Origin of the sequence: Pseudonocardia sp. TRM90224, assembly GCF_021245725.1 — a bacterium.
Lineage (GTDB): Bacteria > Actinomycetota > Actinomycetes > Mycobacteriales > Pseudonocardiaceae > Pseudonocardia.
Map to the genome: position 1 here is coordinate 647,023 of NZ_JAJGSX010000003.1, position 18,008 is coordinate 665,030.

The window sequence follows — 18,008 nt, forward strand, 5'->3', positions numbered from 1 at the left end:
TCGGGGTCTCCGACGACGGGTATCCGAGCTTCCACCTCCGCACCCGCCGCTGCCTACCGCGGCAGCCACTGGTTCGCCACGGAGGTGGCCACGCAGCCGTCGGCCATGATGTGCGGGTGGACGGTCTGCGGCGGGTCGAGATCTCGGAGCGGGAGGCCGAGGTCCTGGTCGCGATAGGAGAGCACCGGTCGAACGCGCAGATCGCCAACCAGCTGCACATCTCCATCCGGACCGTGGAGACCCACGTGTCGTCGCTGCTGCGCAAGTACGGCGTCGCCGGCCGGCGGGAGCTCGCAGAACACGCGTCCGAGGCCGCCGCGCGCCGCTCGCCCCTCACGGTGCTGGGCATTCCGCCCAGCCGGACGAGCTTCATCGGCAGGGAGCGCGAGCGCGACGCTGTGCTGACGGCGCTGGAGAAGCCCGGGTTGGTGACGCTCGTCGGGCCCGGCGGGATGGGCAAGACCCGCCTTGCCGCCGTCGTCGCCGATGCGCTGGCCTCGGCGTTCCCGGCGGGCGGAGCGTTCGTCGACCTCGTGCCAGTGCGGGACGGGCTGGTCCTCAGTGCGGTCGCCGACGCGCTCGAGGTGGTCGAGCGGCCGCCCACACCGCTCGTGCGGACCCTGCTCGACCGGCTCTCGACCGGCAGCGTCCTGCTCGTGCTCGACAACTGCGAGCACCTCGTCGACGAGGTCGGCCGGCTGGTCGACCGCGCACTGGCCGGCTGCCCGAACCTGGCCGTCCTCGCCACCAGCCGCGAACGGCTGGGTGTGCCCGGTGAGCGGATCATCAACCTCGCGCCGCTGTCGTCCGACTCCGACGCCGAGCGGCTGTTCCGGGACCGGGCGCGTGCGGTCGACCCCGAGTTCGACGCGGCCCCGTCGGCGATCCGGGACCTCTGCGCCAACCTCGACGGCATGCCGTTGGCCATCGAGCTGGCCGCGTCGCGCTCCGGATCACTCGGGATCGACGGACTGCGCACCGCGCTGGAGGACCGGCTCCGGTTGCTGACCGGTGGCCGCCACCACGACCCGCGGCACCGGTCGATCCGCGCGGTGATCGGGTGGAGCTACGAGCTGCTCGATGCCGATGAGCGATCGCTCTTCCGGCGTCTCGCGGTGTTCGCCGGCGGGTTCGACGTCGAGAGCGCGGTCGCCGTGAGCGCGGGCATGCGCCGCGGCGCGGTCGCCGACCTGCTCGGACGGCTGGCCGACAAGAGCCTGGTCGTGCACCACCGGGCCGACGCGACGAGCCGGTGGCGGATGCTGGAGAGCCTGCGCGCCTACGCCCGCGACGAGCTGGCCGGCACCGCCGAGCAGGAGGAGCTCGGCCGGCGTTACCTGGACTGGGCGGCGCAGACCGCCGTGGACCTGGAGGGCCGGCTCGACGGTGAGTGGCGGCGTGAGTTCGACGCCGTCGCGGACGACCTCCGGGCGGCCTCGGCCGCGACCCGCCCGGCGCCCGATCCGGTCGCCTACCGGCTGACCCGCTCGCTGGCCCACCTGACGTTCGCGAAGCAGTCGTTCATCGAGGCGCTCGAGCACTACCGGGCTGCCGCCGACCGGGCGGGCGAACCGGTTGCGGCGGTCGCCGAGCTGCGCTGCGCCGCCGCCACCGCGATCGCGATGTCCGACGGGGCCACGGCCTACCAGCTGCTGCTCGACGCCGCCGCGCTCGCCGGGACGGCCGGTGCCGGCACCATCCGGGCGGTCGCGCTCGCCGAGGCGGTCACCGTGGCCCACCGCTTCGCCGCGCCGGCTCTGCAAGAGGACACCGCGGCGCTGCTCCGGGAGGCCGACGCCGTCGTCGACCCGTCCGACCAGCACGCCGCAGCCGTCCTCGCCTCGGCGCGGGCGTGGCAGCACGGCGCCGACGGCGGCGCAGCCGATGCAGCGGTCGCCCAGCTGGCGGTCGACGCCGCTCGACGGGCCGGCGAGCCGCACCTGCTCGCCGGGGCGCTCGACGCGCTCGGCTTCGTGGCCGCCGACTCCGGACGGGCGCGTGAGGCGCACCGGCTCGCGACGGAACGCCTCCGGATCGTCGAGCAGCTGCCCGAGCACGACCCGCTGGCAGCGGTCGAGGTGATCGACGCCTACTACGTCGCCGCGGTCTACGCCCTCTGCGCCGGCGACCTCCCGGCGGCGCTCGCGATCGGGCAGCGCGACGAGATCACCGGCGACCACCCCTACCTCGGCCTGCAGATCGTCCAGGCGCTGGCGCTCTCCGGGCGGTTCCACGAAGCGATCGCGCAGGCCGACATGATGTGGGACAACTGGCTGCGCGACGGCTCGCCCGTGCGCGAATGGCTGGCACCGCACGCGGCCGCGGCCGCGCTGGCCCACGGCATGCTGGGTGACCTCGAGCAGACCAGGATGTGGCGGGCGCGGTCCTGCGAGCTGGCCCGGGTCGAACGCCCCGAGGAGTCGAAGTTCCTGGCGGCGTCGGCGGCGTTCGTCGACTCGCGGGTCGCGATCCACCTCGGCCGGCTCGACGACGCCTCCGAGCTGGTGGAACGGGCGTTCGCGCCCTTCCGACGGCACTGGTACGAGGGCTACGCCCGGGTGACCGGCGCCGAGCTGGGCGTCGTCGCCGGGCTGCCGGACGCGGCGGAGCGGCTCGCGGCGGTCGAACGCTACGGCCCGGAGAGCGAGTGGGCCGCCGCCTGCCTGCTTCGGGCCCGCGGGCGGCACGAGGGCGACCCGGCGGCGGTCGCGGCCGCCGCGGCCGGGTTCGAACTCATCGGCGCCCGCGCGGAACGGGCCTGCACACTGCTGCTGTTGTCGGACCGGGCCGACGAAGGCCGGCGGGAGCTCGCCGAGCTCGGGTGCGCGCTACCGGCCACCTGACCCTCCCGCGCGAGCGACGCCGGGGCCGGGGGAGGGCAGGAAAGCCACTTTCCTGCCCTGTGGGGGCCGGAAAGTGGCTTTGCTGCCCTCGCGTGCGGAACGCAACGTCCAGGCGTGTCGCTACCGCCGCACGATCGTGAGCGGGTCGGGCGAGAGGGCGTCGAGCATGTCGGCGGCGTCGAAGAGCTCACCCGGCGCCGCCACCCCGACCGTGGTCGACCGGCCGGTCAGCAGCCGCACCGCCGCCTCGACGACGATCGGTGCGGAGGCGGCGTAGATGTCCTGCCCGCTGACGGTGAATCCGCGCTCCTGTCCTCCGCTGGTCGCGACGACGTCGACGACGAACCGCTGGGCCGACCGGCCGGTCCCGTCGACGGCCTCCGGCGCAGGGGTGCTCGGGTCGCGCAGGTCCTGCAGGGGGCCGGTGGCGAAGAACGAGCGGATCGTCGACACCGGCAGGTGCGCGGCCATGCTGACGATCTCGGAGAAGGGCAGCTCGACGGTCTGCTGCTCGCCGAACGGTTCGGGGAACCGCCATTCGCGGACCTGCGGCGGCGTGGTGATCGGTGCGAGCCGCCCGCCGGCGACCGCGAGCCGGGGCGCGGTGTTGCGCGCGCCGGTCCGCCGGGTGCCCTCGGTCGGCCACCACCGGTCGAGCGCGACCGCGACGGTGATCTCGTCGATGCTGGTCCAGCCGGCGACGGCGGCGGTCGCCATGAGGTCGGCGAGCCCGCCGTAGAACGCCATGGCCGGGACGACCGCGACCCCGGCCGCGCGGGCGGTCTCGCCGTGGTCGCGGTAGCGCTCCTGGACGGCCGCCTGCTCCGCGCTGACGTCGAGGTAGTGGACGCCGGAACGCACGGCCGCCGTCGCCAACGGGCCTGCGGTGTCCAGGAACGGGCCGGCGCAGTTGATCACCACCGAGGCTCCGGCCAGCGCCTTCATCAGCGACTCGGGGTCGTCGACCGACGCCGCACGGACCTCGAGGGCGGGGTGCGCAGCAGCGAAGGACGCCAGCTTCTCGGGGTCGCGGCCCGACAGGATCGGCTCCAGGCCACGGCGGAGCAGCTCGGCGGTGACGAACCGACCGGTGTGGCCGTAGGCGCCGTAGACGACGACGCGGTGTGGGAGGGCGTGCATGCCGACCATCGTCACCACCTGCGGCGTCGCCGACGACTGTCTGATCTGACCTGTCTCGTACAATTTCGGACATGCACGAGGTTGCGATCGCCGTTCACGAGCACACCATGCTGCTCGAACTGGCCATCGCGGCAGAGGTCTTCGGTGTCGACCGGTCGGAGCTGTCGCCGCTCGGCGAGTGGTACGACATGGTGGTCTGCACGTCCGACGGCGCACCGGCCCGGTGGCTGCCCGATATCGCGCCCCGTGATTTTGCGGCATTGCCCGACGCCGACACCGTGATCGTGCCCTCGACCCACGACCTCGACGCCCCGCCCGACCCGGCGCTGCTCGAAGCGCTCGTCGCCGCCCACGACAATGGCGCCAGGATCGTCTCCCTCTGCACCGGTGCGTTCGTGCTGGCCGCGGCGGGCCTGCTCGACGGCCGCGAGGCCGCGACGCACTGGCACCACGCCGAGCAGCTGGCGCGGATGTACCCGCTTGTGCGGGTCCGCGCCGACGTCCTCTACGTCGACGAGGGGCGCGTGCTGACCTCCGCGGGCAAGACCGCTGCGCTCGACCTGTGCATCCACCTGGTGCGGGCCGACCTCGGTTCCGCAGCGGCCAACGGGCTGGTCCGCACGCTCGTCGGCCCAGGTCACCGGCCCGGCGGACAGGCGCAGTTCATCGCCCCGCCGAGCACACCGAACAACCCCGACACGCTGGCCGCGGCACTGGATTGGGCGCGGGCCCGCCTCGACCAGCCGCTCACCGTCGAGGACCTCGCCCGCGCGGCCGGGCTCAGCAGCCGCCACCTCGCGCGTCGCATGGGCGCGGAGATGGGCATGCGTCCGCTCGGCTGGCTGCACCAGGAGCGCATCGCGATGGCGAAGGAGCTGCTGGAACGCACCGACGCCACCGTCGAGCAGGTCGCTGCCCGCAGCGGGCTCGGCACCGCCACCACGCTCCGGAGGCACCTGCAAAAGGCCGCCGGCGTGAGCCCCACGACCTATCGGGCCACCTTTCACGCGTGACAGGTTCCGCATAGAACGTATCCGCGGGCCGATCGGTTCAACGGAATCGTGAAGTGTTTTTGTCACCCCGCGGCAAGGCTGTGTCGCGCTAGCTTGAAAGAGCAGTCATTCTTCAAGGGGGAAATCGCAATGCAGAACATTGTTGTCCGTGTGCTCGCCACCGCGGCTGTGGCGGCCGGACTGGTGGTCGCCGGCGGCACCGTCGCCAACGCCGCGCCCGCTCCGTCGGCCTCGGCGCAGCTGGCGCTGCCGTCCGGCTACGACAAGGGGCACGACGGGGACTACGACAGGGACCACGACAAGGGCTACGACAAGGGTCACGAGCGGGGCTACGACAAGCACTACGACCGCTACGGCCCGTACGAGCAGGAGTCGAGCTGCCTGCGCGCCGGCAACGACGGCGTCGAATGGGGCTATTGGTACGACTACAAGTGCTACCGCAACGACGGCGAGTGGTACCTGTACCCCACCTACTGGGAAGCGGACAGGTACTGAGACGGCCGCAGGCACGTGGTGAACGAACGGCACTTTCGTCCACACCTATTGGACGAAAGTGCCATTGGTTCAAGCCGTCCGACCAGGGCGGGCCGGGTGGCGTTGCGCACGCGAGGGCAGCAAAGCCACTTTCCGGCCCTCACAGGGCAGGAAAGTGGCTTTCCTGCCCTACCCAACGGGCTGGTGAACCGCGCCCGGGCAGCGGAGACCTCGCTCGGTCTCCCACCCGCGGGGCGCCCACCCTCCCCCGAACACCCAGGGTGGGTCGGGGCAACGCGTGCGGAACGCACACATCCAACCTGTGCACGACCCGACCATGCGATCCGCATAGGAAGTTCATGACACATCGCCCGGTGCGCCGGTGCGTCGGCGCGCCGGACGATGACCTCCGAGATGGAGGTAGCCGCCATGAGCACCGAAACACTGCCACTCACCGCCCGGCGATGGGTGCCGTGGGACGCGAGTCCCACCCGCGCTGACCTGTACTGCTGGTACGCGATCGCGGCCATGGCCGTCTACTACATGGCGATCTGGCCCTTCCGCCCGTTCCTGATCGGGACGAATGCCCTGCTGCTGGCGATGCTCACCGGCGCCAAGGAGGCCGTCATCGCGGCCGGTGCCTTCGCGGCGACCGGCTCGTACCCGCTGGTCCTCGCCGTGCTGGCGGCGAGCATCGGGATGATCAAGTTCGACCCGGTGCAGTGGTGGGCGGGCCGGCTGTGGGGCCCCGCCATCATCGGGAAGTTCGCGCGTCGCAGCCGTTCGGCCGCGTGGTTCGCCGCGCGCGCCGAGGGGTTGAGCCCGTGGCTCATGATGCCGGCCGTCGCGCTGGCGCCGTGGACACCGTTCCCCTCCTCGCTCGTCTACGCCGCCGCTGGGTGGACGGGCATGCGCCTGCGCACGTTCCTGCTGGTCGACGGCATCGGCACGGTGATCCGCTCGGTCGTCTACGCCGGGCTGGGCTACGCGATCGGGCAGCCTGCCGTCGACATCGCGGAGGCGATCTCCGCCAACGGGATCTGGGTGTCGCTCGGCATCGTGCTCATCGCCGTGCTGGTTCAGATGTGGCGTCGGCGTCGCTCGCCCACGTAACGGAAGCCGGTGCCCTGGATCCGGTCGGCGTCGATGGCGGCCTGCTCGTCGGCCTCTTCGACGCCGGCCAGGTCGGGGAAGAAGTACGGCAGGCGATCGGCCACCTGCACCCGCGAGAAGCGCGCGTCGAGCGCACGGAGGATGGAGGTGCCGCCGTGCATCGCCTCGGCCCGCACCCAGCTCGCCCGGTAGTCCGGCCACGACCGGCCCGACGCCGCCCAGCCTGCGCGGTGCCCGTGCAGCCAGCCCGGCTGCTCGCCGGGTTCGGGCAGGTGCTCGAAGCACCAGCGTGCCGTGGCCTCGTCGAACAGCTCGTGCGCGAATTCGATGACGACGATCGTCCCGCCCGGTTTCAGCAGGTCGGCGGCATGGTCGAGGACCTCGCCGAGATCGCCGACGTGGTGCAGCGACGTGCTCGCGACGATCACGTCGACGGTTGCGCCGCGCTCGTGGCGTTCGAACGGGATCCGCTCGTAGTGCTCGCCTTCCGGCGCGGCCGGGTCGACGCCGACGGCGCGGTGGCCGGCCCGCAGCAGCGCCGGCACGAACCCGCCGTCCGGGCCGCACCCGATCTCGACGACGCGCGCGGGTGGCGCAGGCAGGTGCGTGCGGACGAACGTCCATCCCGGGTCGTACCGGGCCGTGTTCACCGTCATGCGTCGAGCGTCGCCGCTGCGGGCCATGCGCACCACTTCGGATCTTTCATGTCATCGATGCGCCGGTTGCATGGCAGCCACCACTTCGTGGAAGAGCTCGACCATCCGTCCGACCGCGGGCCCGCGATGCCGCTGCGGCAGGGCGGCGAGGAACACGCGCCGCGGTTCGAGCGCCGGTGTCGGGCGGCGCAGCACGACGTCGCTGCGCACGGCCGCGCGCGCCGACGCCGGGACGATCGTGACGCCGAGGCCGGCCGCGACGAACGCCTGCTTGGCGTTCCAGTCCTCGCACGTGAAGCCGACGACGGGCGCTGCGCCGATTGCGAGCCGCAGCTCGTCGATCCGCCCGAGGCAGTCGGGATGGGCGCCCTCGATCCAGGTGTCGGCGGCGAGCGCAGGCAGGCTCAGCGCGGGGTCGTCCGCGTTCGGGTGGTGCGCGGGGAGCGCGATCAGCAGCTCGTCCTCGACGAGCGGGACGAGCTCGACCCCGTCGGCCGGGCCGTCGAGCTCGGTGACCACCGCGATGTCGACGTCGCCGGTCCGGACGGCGTGCGTGCCTTCTGTCGACGGCACGTCGACGAGCGCGAGCTCGACGTCGGGGTGCTCCGCCGCGAACCGGGAGAACACCGCCGGCACCACCGACATGGCGGCGCTGGGGAACGCGCTGATCCGGACCATGCCGGCGGTCAGCCCGGCATGCGCGCGCATGTGTGCCTCCAGCTCGGCGACCATCGTGAGCACCGCCCGCGCCCGGTCGATCGCCGCCTCCCCGGCGTCTGTGGGGCGGACGCCTCGGTGCAGCCGGACGAAGAGCGGCACGCCGACGTGCCGCTCCAGCCCGGCGACCTGGCGGGACACCGCTGGCTGGGTGAGTGCGAGCTGCTCGGTGGCGCCGGAGAAGGAGCCGCTGTCGGCGACGGCGACGAGCACGCGCAACGACCAGAGATCGAGCATGGCCCAACGGTATGCCCGCCCAATACTACCGGGGGGTATTACGAAGATCGGGTGACAGTGTCTCCACGGTCCGGGTTCATCGTGCTAGCGTCCCGCGCTGATACCCCCCATGGGTATGTAGTACTCGTGAAGGGAACGCTCATGTCCGCAGAGCTCGAAGCGTCGGCCGGCAAGGCGGGACGCAAGGAATGGTGGGGGCTCGTCCTGCTCGTGCTCCCATCGATGTTGCTGTTCATGATGTTGACGATCCTGTTCCTCGCCATCCCGCACATGGCCGCGGAGCTGCAGCCGAGCAGCACGCAGATGCTGTGGATCCTCGACGTGTACGGCTTCCTGATGGCCGGGTTCCTGGTCACGATGGGCACGCTCGGCGACCGCATCGGCCGGCGCAGGTTGCTGGTGATCGGCGCGGCCGCGTTCGGCCTGGTCTCGATCGCCGCGGCCTACACCGGCGACCCCGGACTCATGATCGTCTGGCGGGCGGTGCTCGGCATCGCGGCCGCCATGCAGATGCCGGCGACGCTCGGCCTGATCTTCGCGATGTTCCATGACGCGAAGCAGCGCGGAGTGGCCATCGGGGCGTGGGCGGGCGGGATCTCCGCGGGTGTTGCGCTCGGGCCGCTGCTCAGCGGCCTGCTGCTGGAGGCGTTCTCGTGGCGGGCGACGTTCCTGGTGGCCGTCCCGATCATGGCGATCGTGGTCGTCGGCGCACCGCTGCTGCTGCCGGAGCACCGAGACCCGAACGCCGGCAAGCTCGACCTGCTCAGCGTCGGCCTGCTGCTCGCGACGCTGCTGCCGTTCGTCTACGGGGTGAAGGCGCTGGCCAAGGAGGAGTCGCTGGTCGTCGCCGTCGTGGCGATCGCGGCCGGAGTGCTGTTCGGCGTGCTCTTCGGCCTGCGCCAGCTGCGCTCGGCGGCACCATTGCTGGACGTGCGGCTGTTCGCGAACCGGACGGTCCGGGGCGCGCTCGTGGCGTTCGTGCTCGCGGCGACGGGGCTCGGCGGCGTCTACTTCCTGATCACCCAGTACCTGCAGCTGGTGGCCGGGCTCTCGCCGCTGCAGGCGGGGTTCGCGATCCTGCCGGCCGCGCTCGTGCTGATCCTCGTCTCGACGATGTCGCCGGTGCTGGCGAGGCGGATCCGGCCGGGCTACGTGATCGCCGGCGGGCTCGCCGTGCAGGTCGTCGGCTACCTCATGGTGACGCAGGTCGGCGGCCCCGCGGGCCTGGCACTGCTCATCGCGGGGTTCGTCGTGCTCTACCCGGCCGTCGCGCCGTCGATGGCGCTCACCACTGACCTCGTCGTCGGCTCCGTGCCGCCGGAGAAGGCCGGCGCCGCGTCCGGCCTCAGCGCGACGGCGAGCGACCTGGGGATCTCGCTGGGTGTTGCGCTGATCGGCAGCATCGGCGTGGCCGTCTACCGCAACGCGATGGAGACGGCCCTCCCGGCCGGTTTGTCGCTGGACGTCGCCGCGGCGGCGAGGGACACGATCGACGGCGCGATCGGCGCCGCCGGCAGCCTGCCCGCCGAGCTCGCCGCGCCCGTGCTGGAGTCGGCGCGTTCAGCGTTCACTGAAGGCCTGAACGCGGGCGCCTGGGTGGCCGCCGGGATCGCCGCGGTGGCCGCCGTCCTCGCGGCGATCCAGCTGCGGCACGTCCCGCCGACCGGTGCCGCTACGAATGGCTGAGGCGCAGGTCGACGACCACCTTCCCGCTGGCCCGGCCCTCGTCGACGCGTTGCAGTGCGGCGACGGTCCGGTTCAGTGGGACGGTGCTGTCGACCACCGGCGTCACCTGCCCCGACTCGAACAGGTCGGTCAGGAAGGCGAGGCCGGAGGCGGCCTCCGAGGCGACGAACGACGTGAGCGTCTGGCTGATGAACGGCGACAGGAGCATGGCTCGCAGCTGGCGGTCGGTGCCGCCGAGCAGGCGGCCGCCCGGCTCCGAGCCGACGATCACGAGCGTGCCTGTCGGCGTGAGCAGCCGGCGCAGGCTGCGCAGCGAGCGGTGGCCGCCGATGTCGAGCACGACGTCGTAGCGCTGCCCGGCTGCGGTGATGTCGGTCGTCGTGTAGTCGATGACCTCGTCGGCGCCGATCGCCGCGACCATCGCGACCTTGCCCGTGCTGCAGACGCCCGTGACCGTCGCGCCGAAGGCCTTCGCCAGCTGCACTGCGAACGTGCCGACACCGCCGGACGCGCCGATGACGAGCACCTGCTGACCAGGGCAGGCGTGCCCGCACTCGCGCAGGGCCTGCAGGGCGGTGAGCGACGAGATGGGCGTCGCGGCGGCCTGCTCGTAGGAGAGCGCCCGCGGTTTGGGCGCGATCTTGTCGGCACGGGCGCAGGCGTACTCGGCGAACCCGCCCTCGCAGACCCCGAACACCTCCTCGCCGACGCGGAAGCCGGTGACGCCGGCGCCGAGCGCCTCGACGCGGCCGGCGAACTCGCGGCCGCGCACCGGGGTCTTCGGCGCCCTGACCCCGAACCCGGCGAGGCGCACGGGGTAGGGCAGGCCCTTCATGATGTGCAGCGCCCCGCGGTCGATGCCGGCGGCGACGACGCGCACCTGCACCTCGCCGGGTCCCGGCTCCGGGCGCTCGATTTCCGCGAGCCGCAGGACGTCGGCCGCCTCGCCGTACTCGTACTGGACGATCGCCCGCATCGTCGGCACCCCTGCCGGCAGGCGCTCTGCCTGAACCTCGGCGCTCATCTGCACTCCCTACGCTGTAAGCTTATAATGTAAGCCTACCGCCGCCGAGAGCCCGTCTGTCAACTGTTGGAGGATCGGGCGCATGCGCAAGCCACTGAACCGGGAGCGGGTGCTGCGCGCCGCCGTTGCGCTCGCCGACGCGGAGGGCATCGCTGCGCTCAGCATGCGGAAAGTCGGCGCCGAGCTCGGCGTCGAGGCGATGTCGCTCTACAAGCATGTCGCCAACAAGGCCGACCTGCTCGACGGGATGATCGATCTCGTCTTCGCGGAGATCGAGCTGCCGCTACCCGAGGGCGACTGGAAGGCCACGATCCGGCGGCGGGTGATCTCGGTGCGGGCGGCGATCCTGCGTCATCCGTGGGCGTCGGGGCTGATGGAGTCGCGGGCCGAACCGGGCCCGGAGACGCTGCGGCACCACGACGCCGTCCTCGGGACGCTGCGGGCGGGTGGGTTCTCGATCGAGCTGGCGGCGCACGCGTTCTCGCTGCTGGACAGCTACGTCTACGGCTTCGCCATGCAGGAGCGCACGCTGCCGTTCGAGACGCCGGCGGAGACGGCCGCGCTGGCGAAGGCGATCATGCGGCGGTTCGCGGCCGGCGAGTACCCGCACCTCACCGAGCTCACCGTCGAGCACGTCCTGCAACCCGGCTACAGCTACGCCGCCGAGTTCGAGTTCGGCCTCGACCTCATCCTCGACGGCCTCGAACGCGCCCGCGCGACCCCGTAACGCAAACTTCCCCACCGTTTTGCCAAACTGCACGGCCCTGCGGGCCTGCAAGTAGGCAAAACGGTGGGGAAGTTCTACGGGTGGTGGAGGTCGGTCAGGCAGCTCAGTCGTTGCCGTCGGCCGAGAGGCCGCGGGCCGCCAGCTCCTCCGACTTCTTGACGACCTCGACCCGGTCGCCGATCTGCAGGTACGCATACCAGGCCTTGGCGTCGTCGGTCTCCAGGTGGATGCACCCGGCCGACGCGACCTCGGGGTTGCCGCTGTGGAACGCGATGCCGCCGTCCTCGAAGAACACCGACCACGGCATCTCGTCGGGCGTCCCGTCGGCCGCACGCGACTCGTTGCTGAGGTGCATCTCCTCCTTGCGGTACACGTTCAGCGAGTGCCCGACCGGCGTCTCCTCACCCTTCCCGCCGGACGCGATCGCCACCGGGCCGCGGGTGACCTTGCCGTCCTCGAGCAGCCAGGCCTGCTGCGACTCGAGATCGACGCACGCCTTCGCGACGACGGAGCACGGCGTGCCCTCCGCGAGCGGCTGCGCCCGTGCGGTCCTGGCCGCGGCCGTCTCGTCGCCCCCACCGGCCGGCGCAGCGAAGGCCTGGCCCGCCAGCAACGCGCTCGCGGCGACCGCAACCCCGACTGCCACTGCGGCCATCACCCTGCGCCCTACGGTGCGTCCCATGCTCACTGTCCCTGCTCCTTGCCACCATCACGGTCGGTAACCGGGCCGGATACAACCTGCGCCCACATCCAATGACGCCCGTGGTTGAACGAGGTTGCTGAGCAATCCGAAGAATTGTCCGCGGCTACAGGGTCGGCTGCGAATCCGCCAGTACAAATCGGACAAGCTCGGCACGAGAGGTGATCTGGAGCTTCTGGAAGACCTTCCGGAGGTGGTAGTCGATCGTGCGGACGCTCAGGAACAGCTGCGCGGCGATGTCCCGGTTGGTGGCGCCTTCGCTGACGGCGGTGGCGATCCGCAGCTCCTGGGGGGTGAGCGCGCCCAGAGCGGCGCTCTGCTGGCCCCCGCTGCTCCCGCTCTCACCGGTCGCGCGCAGCTCGTCGGCGGCGCGCGCCGTCCACGCCTTCGCGTCGAGCCTGTCGAACGTCGCCAGTGCCGAGCGCAGCACCGTGCGCGCGTCGGACCGGCGCCGTTCCCTGCGCAGGAACTGGCCGTACAGCAGCTCCGTTCGCGCTCTTTCCAGCGGGTGATCGGCCTTTTCGTGCAGGTCGAGCGCGTTGCGGTATTCGGCGTAAGTGGCGTCACCCTCCGTCATGAGCGCCCGGGACCGGGCCGCGAGCGCACCGAGCTCCGGCGACCCGCTGGCGCGGGCCCAGCGGTCGAACTGCTCGAGCGGATCGGCCGCCTCGTCGGGACGCTGCGCCCGCACCGCCGCTTCCACCAGCTCCGGGACGTTCATCAGGACGATCCCCGGGTGCGCGTCGCCCGCGCGTTCCGGTGGCCGGAGGTGCTGCAGCGCCTCCTCGTGCCGACCGGCCGCGAGCTCGACGATGCCCAGCGCGCGCCGCGCGAGTGCAGCCGCAGCTGCCAGGTCCCGTTCCTGCGCCTCGGCCAGCACGGCCGACGCCAGCCGGACGGCTTCCTCGGCTTCACCCCGGACCGCCGCCATGACCGCGAGCGAGCCGCGGAACCAGCAGTCGAGGTTGGGCTGCCCCGACTCCATCGCGAACCGCTGCCCCTCCTCGGCGTGCGCCGCCGCGGTGTCGAGCCGGTCGCGGAGCTGCTCGTCGCTCACCACGAACATGAGCACCCAGGCCAGGGTGCCGGCGGCCCCGGTCGCGCGGGCGTGCCGCATCGCCTCGCGCCGCAACCAGCGGCCCTGCTCGCGGCGTCCGAGCCCGTAGAGCAGGCCGCCCGCCCAGCAGAGCGCCTCGGGGTCGGTCGAACGCTCGACGGCCTCGATGGCGGCGGGCGGCACCTCGACCGGCGCGCCGGAACGGACCTGCGCGACCGCCGTGACGAGCCGGAACAGGTGATCGTCTGCGCCCAGCCGCTGGCGGCCGACGGCGTCGACGACCTCGGCCCACGCGCTGCCCGTGTTGGCGTGGAAGCTCGCCTCGCCGAGCAGCATGAGCAGCTCGGTCGCGGCGTCGCGGTCGGACTCCAAGGCGCCGGCCAGCACCGGCCGCAGCAGCGTGACGGCATCGGACGGCCGGCCGGCCCGCAGCTCCATCAGCGCGCGCAGGCCGGCGGCCCGGTAACGGGTCGGGCCGTCCTCCTCGATCCGCGCGCGGGAGAGCAGCTCCTGTGCCCGGACCGCGTCGCCACCGCGCCACCACGCCACCGCGGCCTCGACGAGCCGCGCCTGCCTGCGTCGGTCGTCGGAGCTCAGCTCTGCCGCGCGGGTGAGCGCAGCCGCCGCCGCGGCCGGCCCGGCCCGGCCCATCGCGCGGGTCGCCGACCGCTCCAGCTCGGCGGCGACGTCCTCGTCGGGGCCGTCCGCGGCCTGCCCGAGGTGCCACGCCCGCCGCTCCGGCTCCTGGTGCGCGGCCGCCAGCGCCTTGTGCGCCGCACGCCGGCGCGCGGGGTCGGCGCCGTGGTAGACCGCCGAGCGGATGAGCGGGTGGCGGAACGCGACCCGCCCGCCGTCGACCTCGACCAGCTCGTCGAGCCCGTCGAGCGGATGCCCCTGCTGATCGGCGGCAGCCTGCACGACGTCGAGCCGCCCGGTCCCGTCCGCCGCGATGAGCAGGAGCAGGTCGTTGGCCGGCGGGTCGAGCCGCAGCACGCGCTCGCGGAACGCCGACCCCAGGCTCTCGGTGAGCGGCAACGGCTCGCCGACGCGCCACCCGCCGATCGGGAGCTCGCGGATGGCCAGCGGGTTGCCCGCCGCCGCCGCGATCACCTCGTCCTGCTGCGGTACGGAGAGCTGGTCGCCCGTCCGCTCCAGCAGCAGCTCGCGGGCGCTGAGCCGGTCGAGCCCGCCGAGCCGGATGTCGACGGCGCCCGCGGTGGCGAGCGGCAGCGTGGCGTCGGGCCGGGCCGCGAGCACCACCGCGATCGGTTCCAGCGCGATCCTGCGGACCACGAACATGAGCACGTCGAGCGACGGCCGGTCGAGCCACTGCGCGTCGTCGACGAGGCAGGCGACCGGCTGCTCGGCCGCGAGGTCGGTGAGCAGCGTGAGCGTCGCCAGCGCGACCATGAACCGGTCGGGCGGCGGCCCTTCCGCGGCGCCGAAGACGATCGCGAGCGCGCCGGCCTGCGGCGCCGGGAGCAAGCTCACGCGGTCGAGCTGCGGCAGGAGGAGCTGGTGCAGCGCCGCGTACCCGAGCTCGGCCTCCGGTTCGGCCCCGAGGGTGCGCACCACGCACATCCCCTCGGCCGCGGCCGCGGCGTGCGCGAGCAGCGCGGTCTTGCCGATCCCCGGCTCCCCGGTGATCACGGCCGCCCCGCCGGCGCCGTCGCGGGCGCTCCGCAACAGCTTCTCGATCGCCGCCCGCTCCTCGACCCGTCCCCGCAGCACGCAGCTGAACCTACCGGCGCAGGCGACCGGACTGGCGATTTCGCGGATTCGCCGGCGACCGCCGGCTCATAGCGTTCTCACCAGCAACGATCCTGAGGAGGACAACATGAGCGGGACCGAGCAGGAGATCACCGAACTGCTGGAGGCGTGGGCGGCGGCGGAGGTCGCCGGCGATCCGGTGGCGATGGGCGAGCTGGTGACCGACCGGTTCACCGCCGTCGGGCCGCTCGGGTTCACCCTGAGCAAGAGCGACTGGGTCGAGCGGCACGCCACCGGCGCGCTGAAGTACGAGACCTTCGGCGTCGACGAGACGACGACGCGGTTCAGCGGCGACACGGCGGTGGTGATCGGTCGCATCAACGCGGTCGGCGCGTTCCGGGGCAACCCGGTGCCCGCGGCGGTCCGTGCGACGGCCGTCATCGACCGCACCGACGGGGCATGGCGCCTCGACGTCGTGCACATGAGCTTCATCGCCGGCACGCCGGGCGCGCCGCCGATCCCGGGCCGGCCGGCATGAACACCCAGCTGACCGAGAAGTGGCTGCAGCACACGCACCTCGAAAAGGTCTACGGGTACCTGCCGGGGCTGGCCGACGTGCTGCCGGCGATCTTCGGCGTCGACCGGCTCCGCTACGAGGAGATCCACTCGACGTTCGCGGCCCAGGCGCGGCGGGCGGCCGAGGAGCTGCTGGCGGAGCCGTCGTTCGGCGAGCTCGTCGACGCGCTCCCGTTCGGCGCGGGCCGGACGGTGCTCGCGGTCGGCGACAGCAACACCGACGATCTGCAGTCCTGGGCCGAGATCCTGCGGAACCTGCTGGAGCTGCGCCGTCCCGCCGACGGCATCACCGTCGTCAACGGCGGGCTCTCGGCGCACACGACGGCGATGGTGCTGCGGCGCTGGCCGGCGACGCTGACGGCCACCCGGCCGGACCACGTGATCTGCGCGCTGGGCGGCAACGACGTCACCCGGGTCGGCTCCGGTGCGAAGAAGACGCTGGTCGGAGCGCGGGAGAGCATCGCGAACCTGCAGGTGATGCGGGAGATCGCCGGCGCCGACGTCGGCTGGACGTGGCTCACGCCGACGCCCGTCGACGAGCAGCGGGTGGACGCGTTCCCGCCGTTCCGCTTCGGGCAGTCGAGCTGGCGCAACGCCGACATAGGCGCGCTGGTCGACGGGATGCGCGAGCTGCCGGAGCCGGTCGTCGACCTCACCGCGGCGTTCGGGGTACCACCGGAGCCGGACCTGATGGCGCCCGACGGCGTGCACCTCTCGATCGCCGGGCAGGCCCGCATCGCGGCGACGGTCGTCAGGCAATTGGCTGGCCAGCCCGGCTAGCGTGGTGATCGTGGACGATGCCGAGCGGCGCGTGCTGCGCAACGACTACGACACCGACCCCGCGCGGTGGGCCGCGAACCAGCAGGCGACCAGCAGGTTCGTCGCGCGCGACATCCACGCCGACGTCGCCGACGGGTTCGCGGCGCACACCGCGGGACCCGTGCTGGACGTCGGCGGCGGCAACGGCGTGCTCGCCAGGCTGCTCGGCGAGCGCGGGGTCGGTGCGGTCGTCGTCGACGCCGCGGGTCACGTGGCCGACGCACCGCGGCCCGGTGTGCGCGGCGACGCGTGCCACTTGCCGTTCCGCGACGGCACCTTCGCCGGCGCCGCGGCGCTGTGGATGCTGTACCACGTCGCCGAGCCGGTGGCCGCGCTCGCGGAGGTGCGCCGGGTGCTGCGGCCGGGGGCGCGGCTGGCCGTCGCGGTGCCGAGCAGGTTCAACGACCCCGAGCTGGCGTCCGTCCTGCCCGGATGGGGGCAGCCGTGGAGCTTCGACGCCGAGAACGGCGTCGAGCAGCTCGAATCGGTCTTCCCCTCGGTCGAGGTGCAGAGATGGGACGTGCCGATCGGGGAGGTGCCCGACCGCGCCGCGCTGGAGGTCGTGCTGCGCGGGCGCGGCCTGTCGGCGGCGGCCGCGGCCGATGCCGCGGGCCGGTTCGACACACCGCTGACGATCACGAAGCGCGGCATGCTCGCGTGGGCGGCGGCCTGACCCGGAAGTGGCTCTTGGGGAGGGCAGGAAAGCCACTTTCCTGCCCTGTGAGGGCCGGAAAGTGGCTTTGCTGCCCTTGCGTGCGGAACGCACGGATCCCAGCAGCGAGGGTCCCCGCCTACAGCGCGGCGATGATGTCGGCGGGCTCGGTGCGGGTGGCGTAGTTGGGGCGCACGTCGATCCAGCCGATCGTCCCGTCGGCCTCGACGATCACGACGGTCGGCATCGGCAGGTTCTGCGTCCCGTCGGCGTTGGCGCCCGCCACGTCCAGCCCGAGCGTCGCCTGCGCCGCCCTCGCGTCGTCGCTGTGCGAGGTGAGGATGCCGAGCTGCCCGGCGATCGTGTTGCCGGGGTCGGACAGCACGGTGAAGGTCAGTTCGTTCGTCTCCTGCATCGAGAGCGAGCCGTCGGGCTTCTGCGGGCTGAGCGCGATCAACGTGACGCCCCGCTCCTGCAGCTGTGGAAGCAGGACCTGCTGGTAGGTGCGCAGCGCAAGGTTGCAGTAGGGGCACCAGGCGCCGCGGTAGAAGACGACGACGGCCCGCTCCCCGCCGCGCGCGGCGGTGAGGGAGGTCGGGTTGCCGTGCGCGTCGAGCAGCTCCGCGTCGGGCATCGGCGTGCCGGCGCGGGAGACGCCGTCCGGGGTGCCCGCTGCGTCGAAGGCGACCTGCTCCGCCCGGAACGCGGCCAGCGCCGCGCCGGGTACATGTGCTGCGGCGTGCTGCTCGATCGCGCCGACCTGCTCGGCATACGACTTGGACACGGAACCTCCGGAAGATCGATTGGTCTGTGCGATCCAGAATTGGGTGCGAAAAATGGAATGTCAAATCCAGAATCTGGTAG

General features: G+C 72.7%; 16 protein-coding genes. 9 read left to right on the plus strand and 7 right to left on the minus strand.

Annotated elements, in window-relative coordinates; genetic code table 11:
- Positions 1-116 precede the first annotated feature (116 nt).
- The gene (locus LL648_RS07230) at positions 117-2,843 is read left to right on the plus strand and encodes an ATP-binding protein (protein ID WP_232661620.1); all 2,727 of its coding nucleotides are present in this window, start codon (positions 117-119) and stop codon (positions 2,841-2,843) included.
- 120 nt (positions 2,844-2,963) lie between these two features.
- Here LL648_RS07230 and LL648_RS07235 read toward each other — a convergent pair whose 3' ends face one another.
- Positions 2,964-3,983 carry a saccharopine dehydrogenase family protein gene (locus LL648_RS07235; protein WP_232661621.1) on the minus strand — a complete coding sequence of 340 codons (1,020 nt, stop codon included), beginning with the start codon at positions 3,981-3,983 and terminating at the stop codon, positions 2,964-2,966.
- A 71-nt stretch (positions 3,984-4,054) separates the two neighbouring features.
- On the opposite strand from LL648_RS07235, the gene LL648_RS07240 reads away from it, so the two are divergent.
- From LL648_RS07240 to LL648_RS07250, 3 genes are all read left to right on the plus strand, one after another.
- Positions 4,055-4,996: a GlxA family transcriptional regulator gene (locus LL648_RS07240; protein WP_232661622.1), complete on the plus strand. Its 942-nt coding sequence runs from the start codon at positions 4,055-4,057 to the stop codon at positions 4,994-4,996.
- A gap of 129 nt (positions 4,997-5,125) precedes the next feature.
- A complete protein-coding gene (locus tag LL648_RS07245) occupies positions 5,126-5,491 on the plus strand; it encodes a hypothetical protein (protein WP_232661623.1) in 366 nt (121 codons plus the stop codon).
- A 408-nt stretch (positions 5,492-5,899) separates the two neighbouring features.
- A complete protein-coding gene (locus tag LL648_RS07250; protein ID WP_232661624.1) occupies positions 5,900-6,583 on the plus strand; it encodes a DedA family protein in 684 nt (227 codons plus the stop codon).
- Here LL648_RS07250 and LL648_RS07255 read toward each other — a convergent pair.
- Both LL648_RS07255 and LL648_RS07260 read right to left on the minus strand, forming a co-directional pair.
- A complete protein-coding gene (locus LL648_RS07255; protein WP_232661625.1) occupies positions 6,550-7,239 on the minus strand; it encodes a class I SAM-dependent methyltransferase in 690 nt (229 codons plus the stop codon). The genes LL648_RS07250 and LL648_RS07255 overlap by 34 nt on opposite strands.
- A 51-nt stretch (positions 7,240-7,290) precedes the next feature.
- The gene (locus LL648_RS07260) at positions 7,291-8,193 is read right to left on the minus strand and encodes a LysR family transcriptional regulator (RefSeq protein ID WP_232661626.1); all 903 of its coding nucleotides are present in this window, start codon (positions 8,191-8,193) and stop codon (positions 7,291-7,293) included.
- 141 nt (positions 8,194-8,334) lie between these two features.
- Here LL648_RS07260 and LL648_RS07265 point away from each other — a divergent pair, with 141 nt between their 5' ends.
- Positions 8,335-9,879 carry an MFS transporter gene (locus LL648_RS07265; protein ID WP_232661627.1) on the plus strand — a complete coding sequence of 515 codons (1,545 nt, stop codon included), beginning with the start codon at positions 8,335-8,337 and terminating at the stop codon, positions 9,877-9,879.
- Here the strand turns inward: LL648_RS07265 and LL648_RS07270 are convergent.
- The gene (locus tag LL648_RS07270) at positions 9,866-10,903 is read right to left on the minus strand and encodes an NAD(P)-dependent alcohol dehydrogenase (protein WP_232661628.1); all 1,038 of its coding nucleotides are present in this window, start codon (positions 10,901-10,903) and stop codon (positions 9,866-9,868) included. The two genes, LL648_RS07265 and LL648_RS07270, sit on opposite strands and share 14 nt — an antisense overlap.
- 82 nt (positions 10,904-10,985) lie before the next feature.
- Between LL648_RS07270 and LL648_RS07275 the strand changes: the two genes are divergently transcribed.
- Positions 10,986-11,630, plus strand: a complete 645-nt coding sequence (locus LL648_RS07275) for a TetR/AcrR family transcriptional regulator (RefSeq protein WP_232661629.1) — start codon at positions 10,986-10,988, stop codon at positions 11,628-11,630.
- Positions 11,631-11,733: 103 nt separating this feature from the next.
- Here the strand turns inward: LL648_RS07275 and LL648_RS07280 are convergent, their stop codons facing one another.
- Positions 11,734-12,312: a L,D-transpeptidase gene (locus tag LL648_RS07280; RefSeq protein ID WP_232661630.1), complete on the minus strand. Its 579-nt coding sequence runs from the start codon at positions 12,310-12,312 to the stop codon at positions 11,734-11,736.
- A gap of 124 nt (positions 12,313-12,436) precedes the next feature.
- Positions 12,437-15,118 (minus strand): helix-turn-helix transcriptional regulator, encoded by a 2,682-nt coding sequence (locus LL648_RS07285; RefSeq protein WP_232661631.1) that lies wholly within the window; start codon positions 15,116-15,118, stop codon positions 12,437-12,439.
- Between the two features lie 106 nt (positions 15,119-15,224).
- Between LL648_RS07285 and LL648_RS07290 the strand changes: the two genes are divergently transcribed.
- The 3 genes from LL648_RS07290 to LL648_RS07300 are packed head-to-tail and all read left to right on the plus strand — an operon-like array spanning position 15,225 to position 17,165.
- A complete protein-coding gene (locus LL648_RS07290; RefSeq protein WP_232661632.1) occupies positions 15,225-15,635 on the plus strand; it encodes a nuclear transport factor 2 family protein in 411 nt (136 codons plus the stop codon).
- A complete protein-coding gene (locus tag LL648_RS07295; RefSeq protein WP_232661633.1) occupies positions 15,632-16,453 on the plus strand; it encodes an SGNH/GDSL hydrolase family protein in 822 nt (273 codons plus the stop codon). The genes LL648_RS07290 and LL648_RS07295 overlap by 4 nt, the downstream gene beginning before the upstream one ends.
- Before the next feature lie 10 nt (positions 16,454-16,463).
- Positions 16,464-17,165, plus strand: coding sequence for a class I SAM-dependent methyltransferase (locus tag LL648_RS07300; RefSeq protein ID WP_232661634.1), 702 nt, complete (start codon positions 16,464-16,466; stop codon positions 17,163-17,165).
- Positions 17,166-17,283: 118 nt separating this feature from the next.
- Here the strand turns inward: LL648_RS07300 and LL648_RS07305 are convergent, their stop codons facing one another.
- On the minus strand, positions 17,284-17,928 hold the full coding sequence (locus LL648_RS07305; protein ID WP_232661635.1) for a peroxiredoxin-like family protein: 645 nt from the start codon (positions 17,926-17,928) through the stop codon (positions 17,284-17,286).
- Between the last annotated feature and the right edge of the window lie 80 nt (positions 17,929-18,008).

Excerpts from the sequence above, each read along its gene's own strand:
- LL648_RS07265 (WP_232661627.1), top strand. The coding sequence starts at position 8,335 with ATGTCCGCAGAGCTCGAAGCGTCGGCCGGCAAGGCGGGACGCAAGGAA.
- LL648_RS07295 (WP_232661633.1), top strand. The coding sequence starts at position 15,632 with ATGAACACCCAGCTGACCGAGAAGTGGCTGCAGCACACGCACCTCGAA.
- LL648_RS07275 (WP_232661629.1), top strand. The coding sequence starts at position 10,986 with ATGCGCAAGCCACTGAACCGGGAGCGGGTGCTGCGCGCCGCCGTTGCG.
- LL648_RS07270 (WP_232661628.1), bottom strand. The coding sequence starts at position 10,903 with ATGAGCGCCGAGGTTCAGGCAGAGCGCCTGCCGGCAGGGGTGCCGACG.
- LL648_RS07255 (WP_232661625.1), bottom strand. The coding sequence starts at position 7,239 with ATGACGGTGAACACGGCCCGGTACGACCCGGGATGGACGTTCGTCCGC.
- LL648_RS07280 (WP_232661630.1), bottom strand. The coding sequence starts at position 12,312 with ATGGGACGCACCGTAGGGCGCAGGGTGATGGCCGCAGTGGCAGTCGGG.
- LL648_RS07235 (WP_232661621.1), bottom strand. The coding sequence starts at position 3,983 with ATGCACGCCCTCCCACACCGCGTCGTCGTCTACGGCGCCTACGGCCAC.
- LL648_RS07260 (WP_232661626.1), bottom strand. The coding sequence starts at position 8,193 with ATGCTCGATCTCTGGTCGTTGCGCGTGCTCGTCGCCGTCGCCGACAGC.
- LL648_RS07240 (WP_232661622.1), top strand. The coding sequence starts at position 4,055 with ATGCACGAGGTTGCGATCGCCGTTCACGAGCACACCATGCTGCTCGAA.
- LL648_RS07250 (WP_232661624.1), top strand. The coding sequence starts at position 5,900 with ATGAGCACCGAAACACTGCCACTCACCGCCCGGCGATGGGTGCCGTGG.
- LL648_RS07290 (WP_232661632.1), top strand. The coding sequence starts at position 15,225 with ATGAGCGGGACCGAGCAGGAGATCACCGAACTGCTGGAGGCGTGGGCG.
- LL648_RS07245 (WP_232661623.1), top strand. The coding sequence starts at position 5,126 with ATGCAGAACATTGTTGTCCGTGTGCTCGCCACCGCGGCTGTGGCGGCC.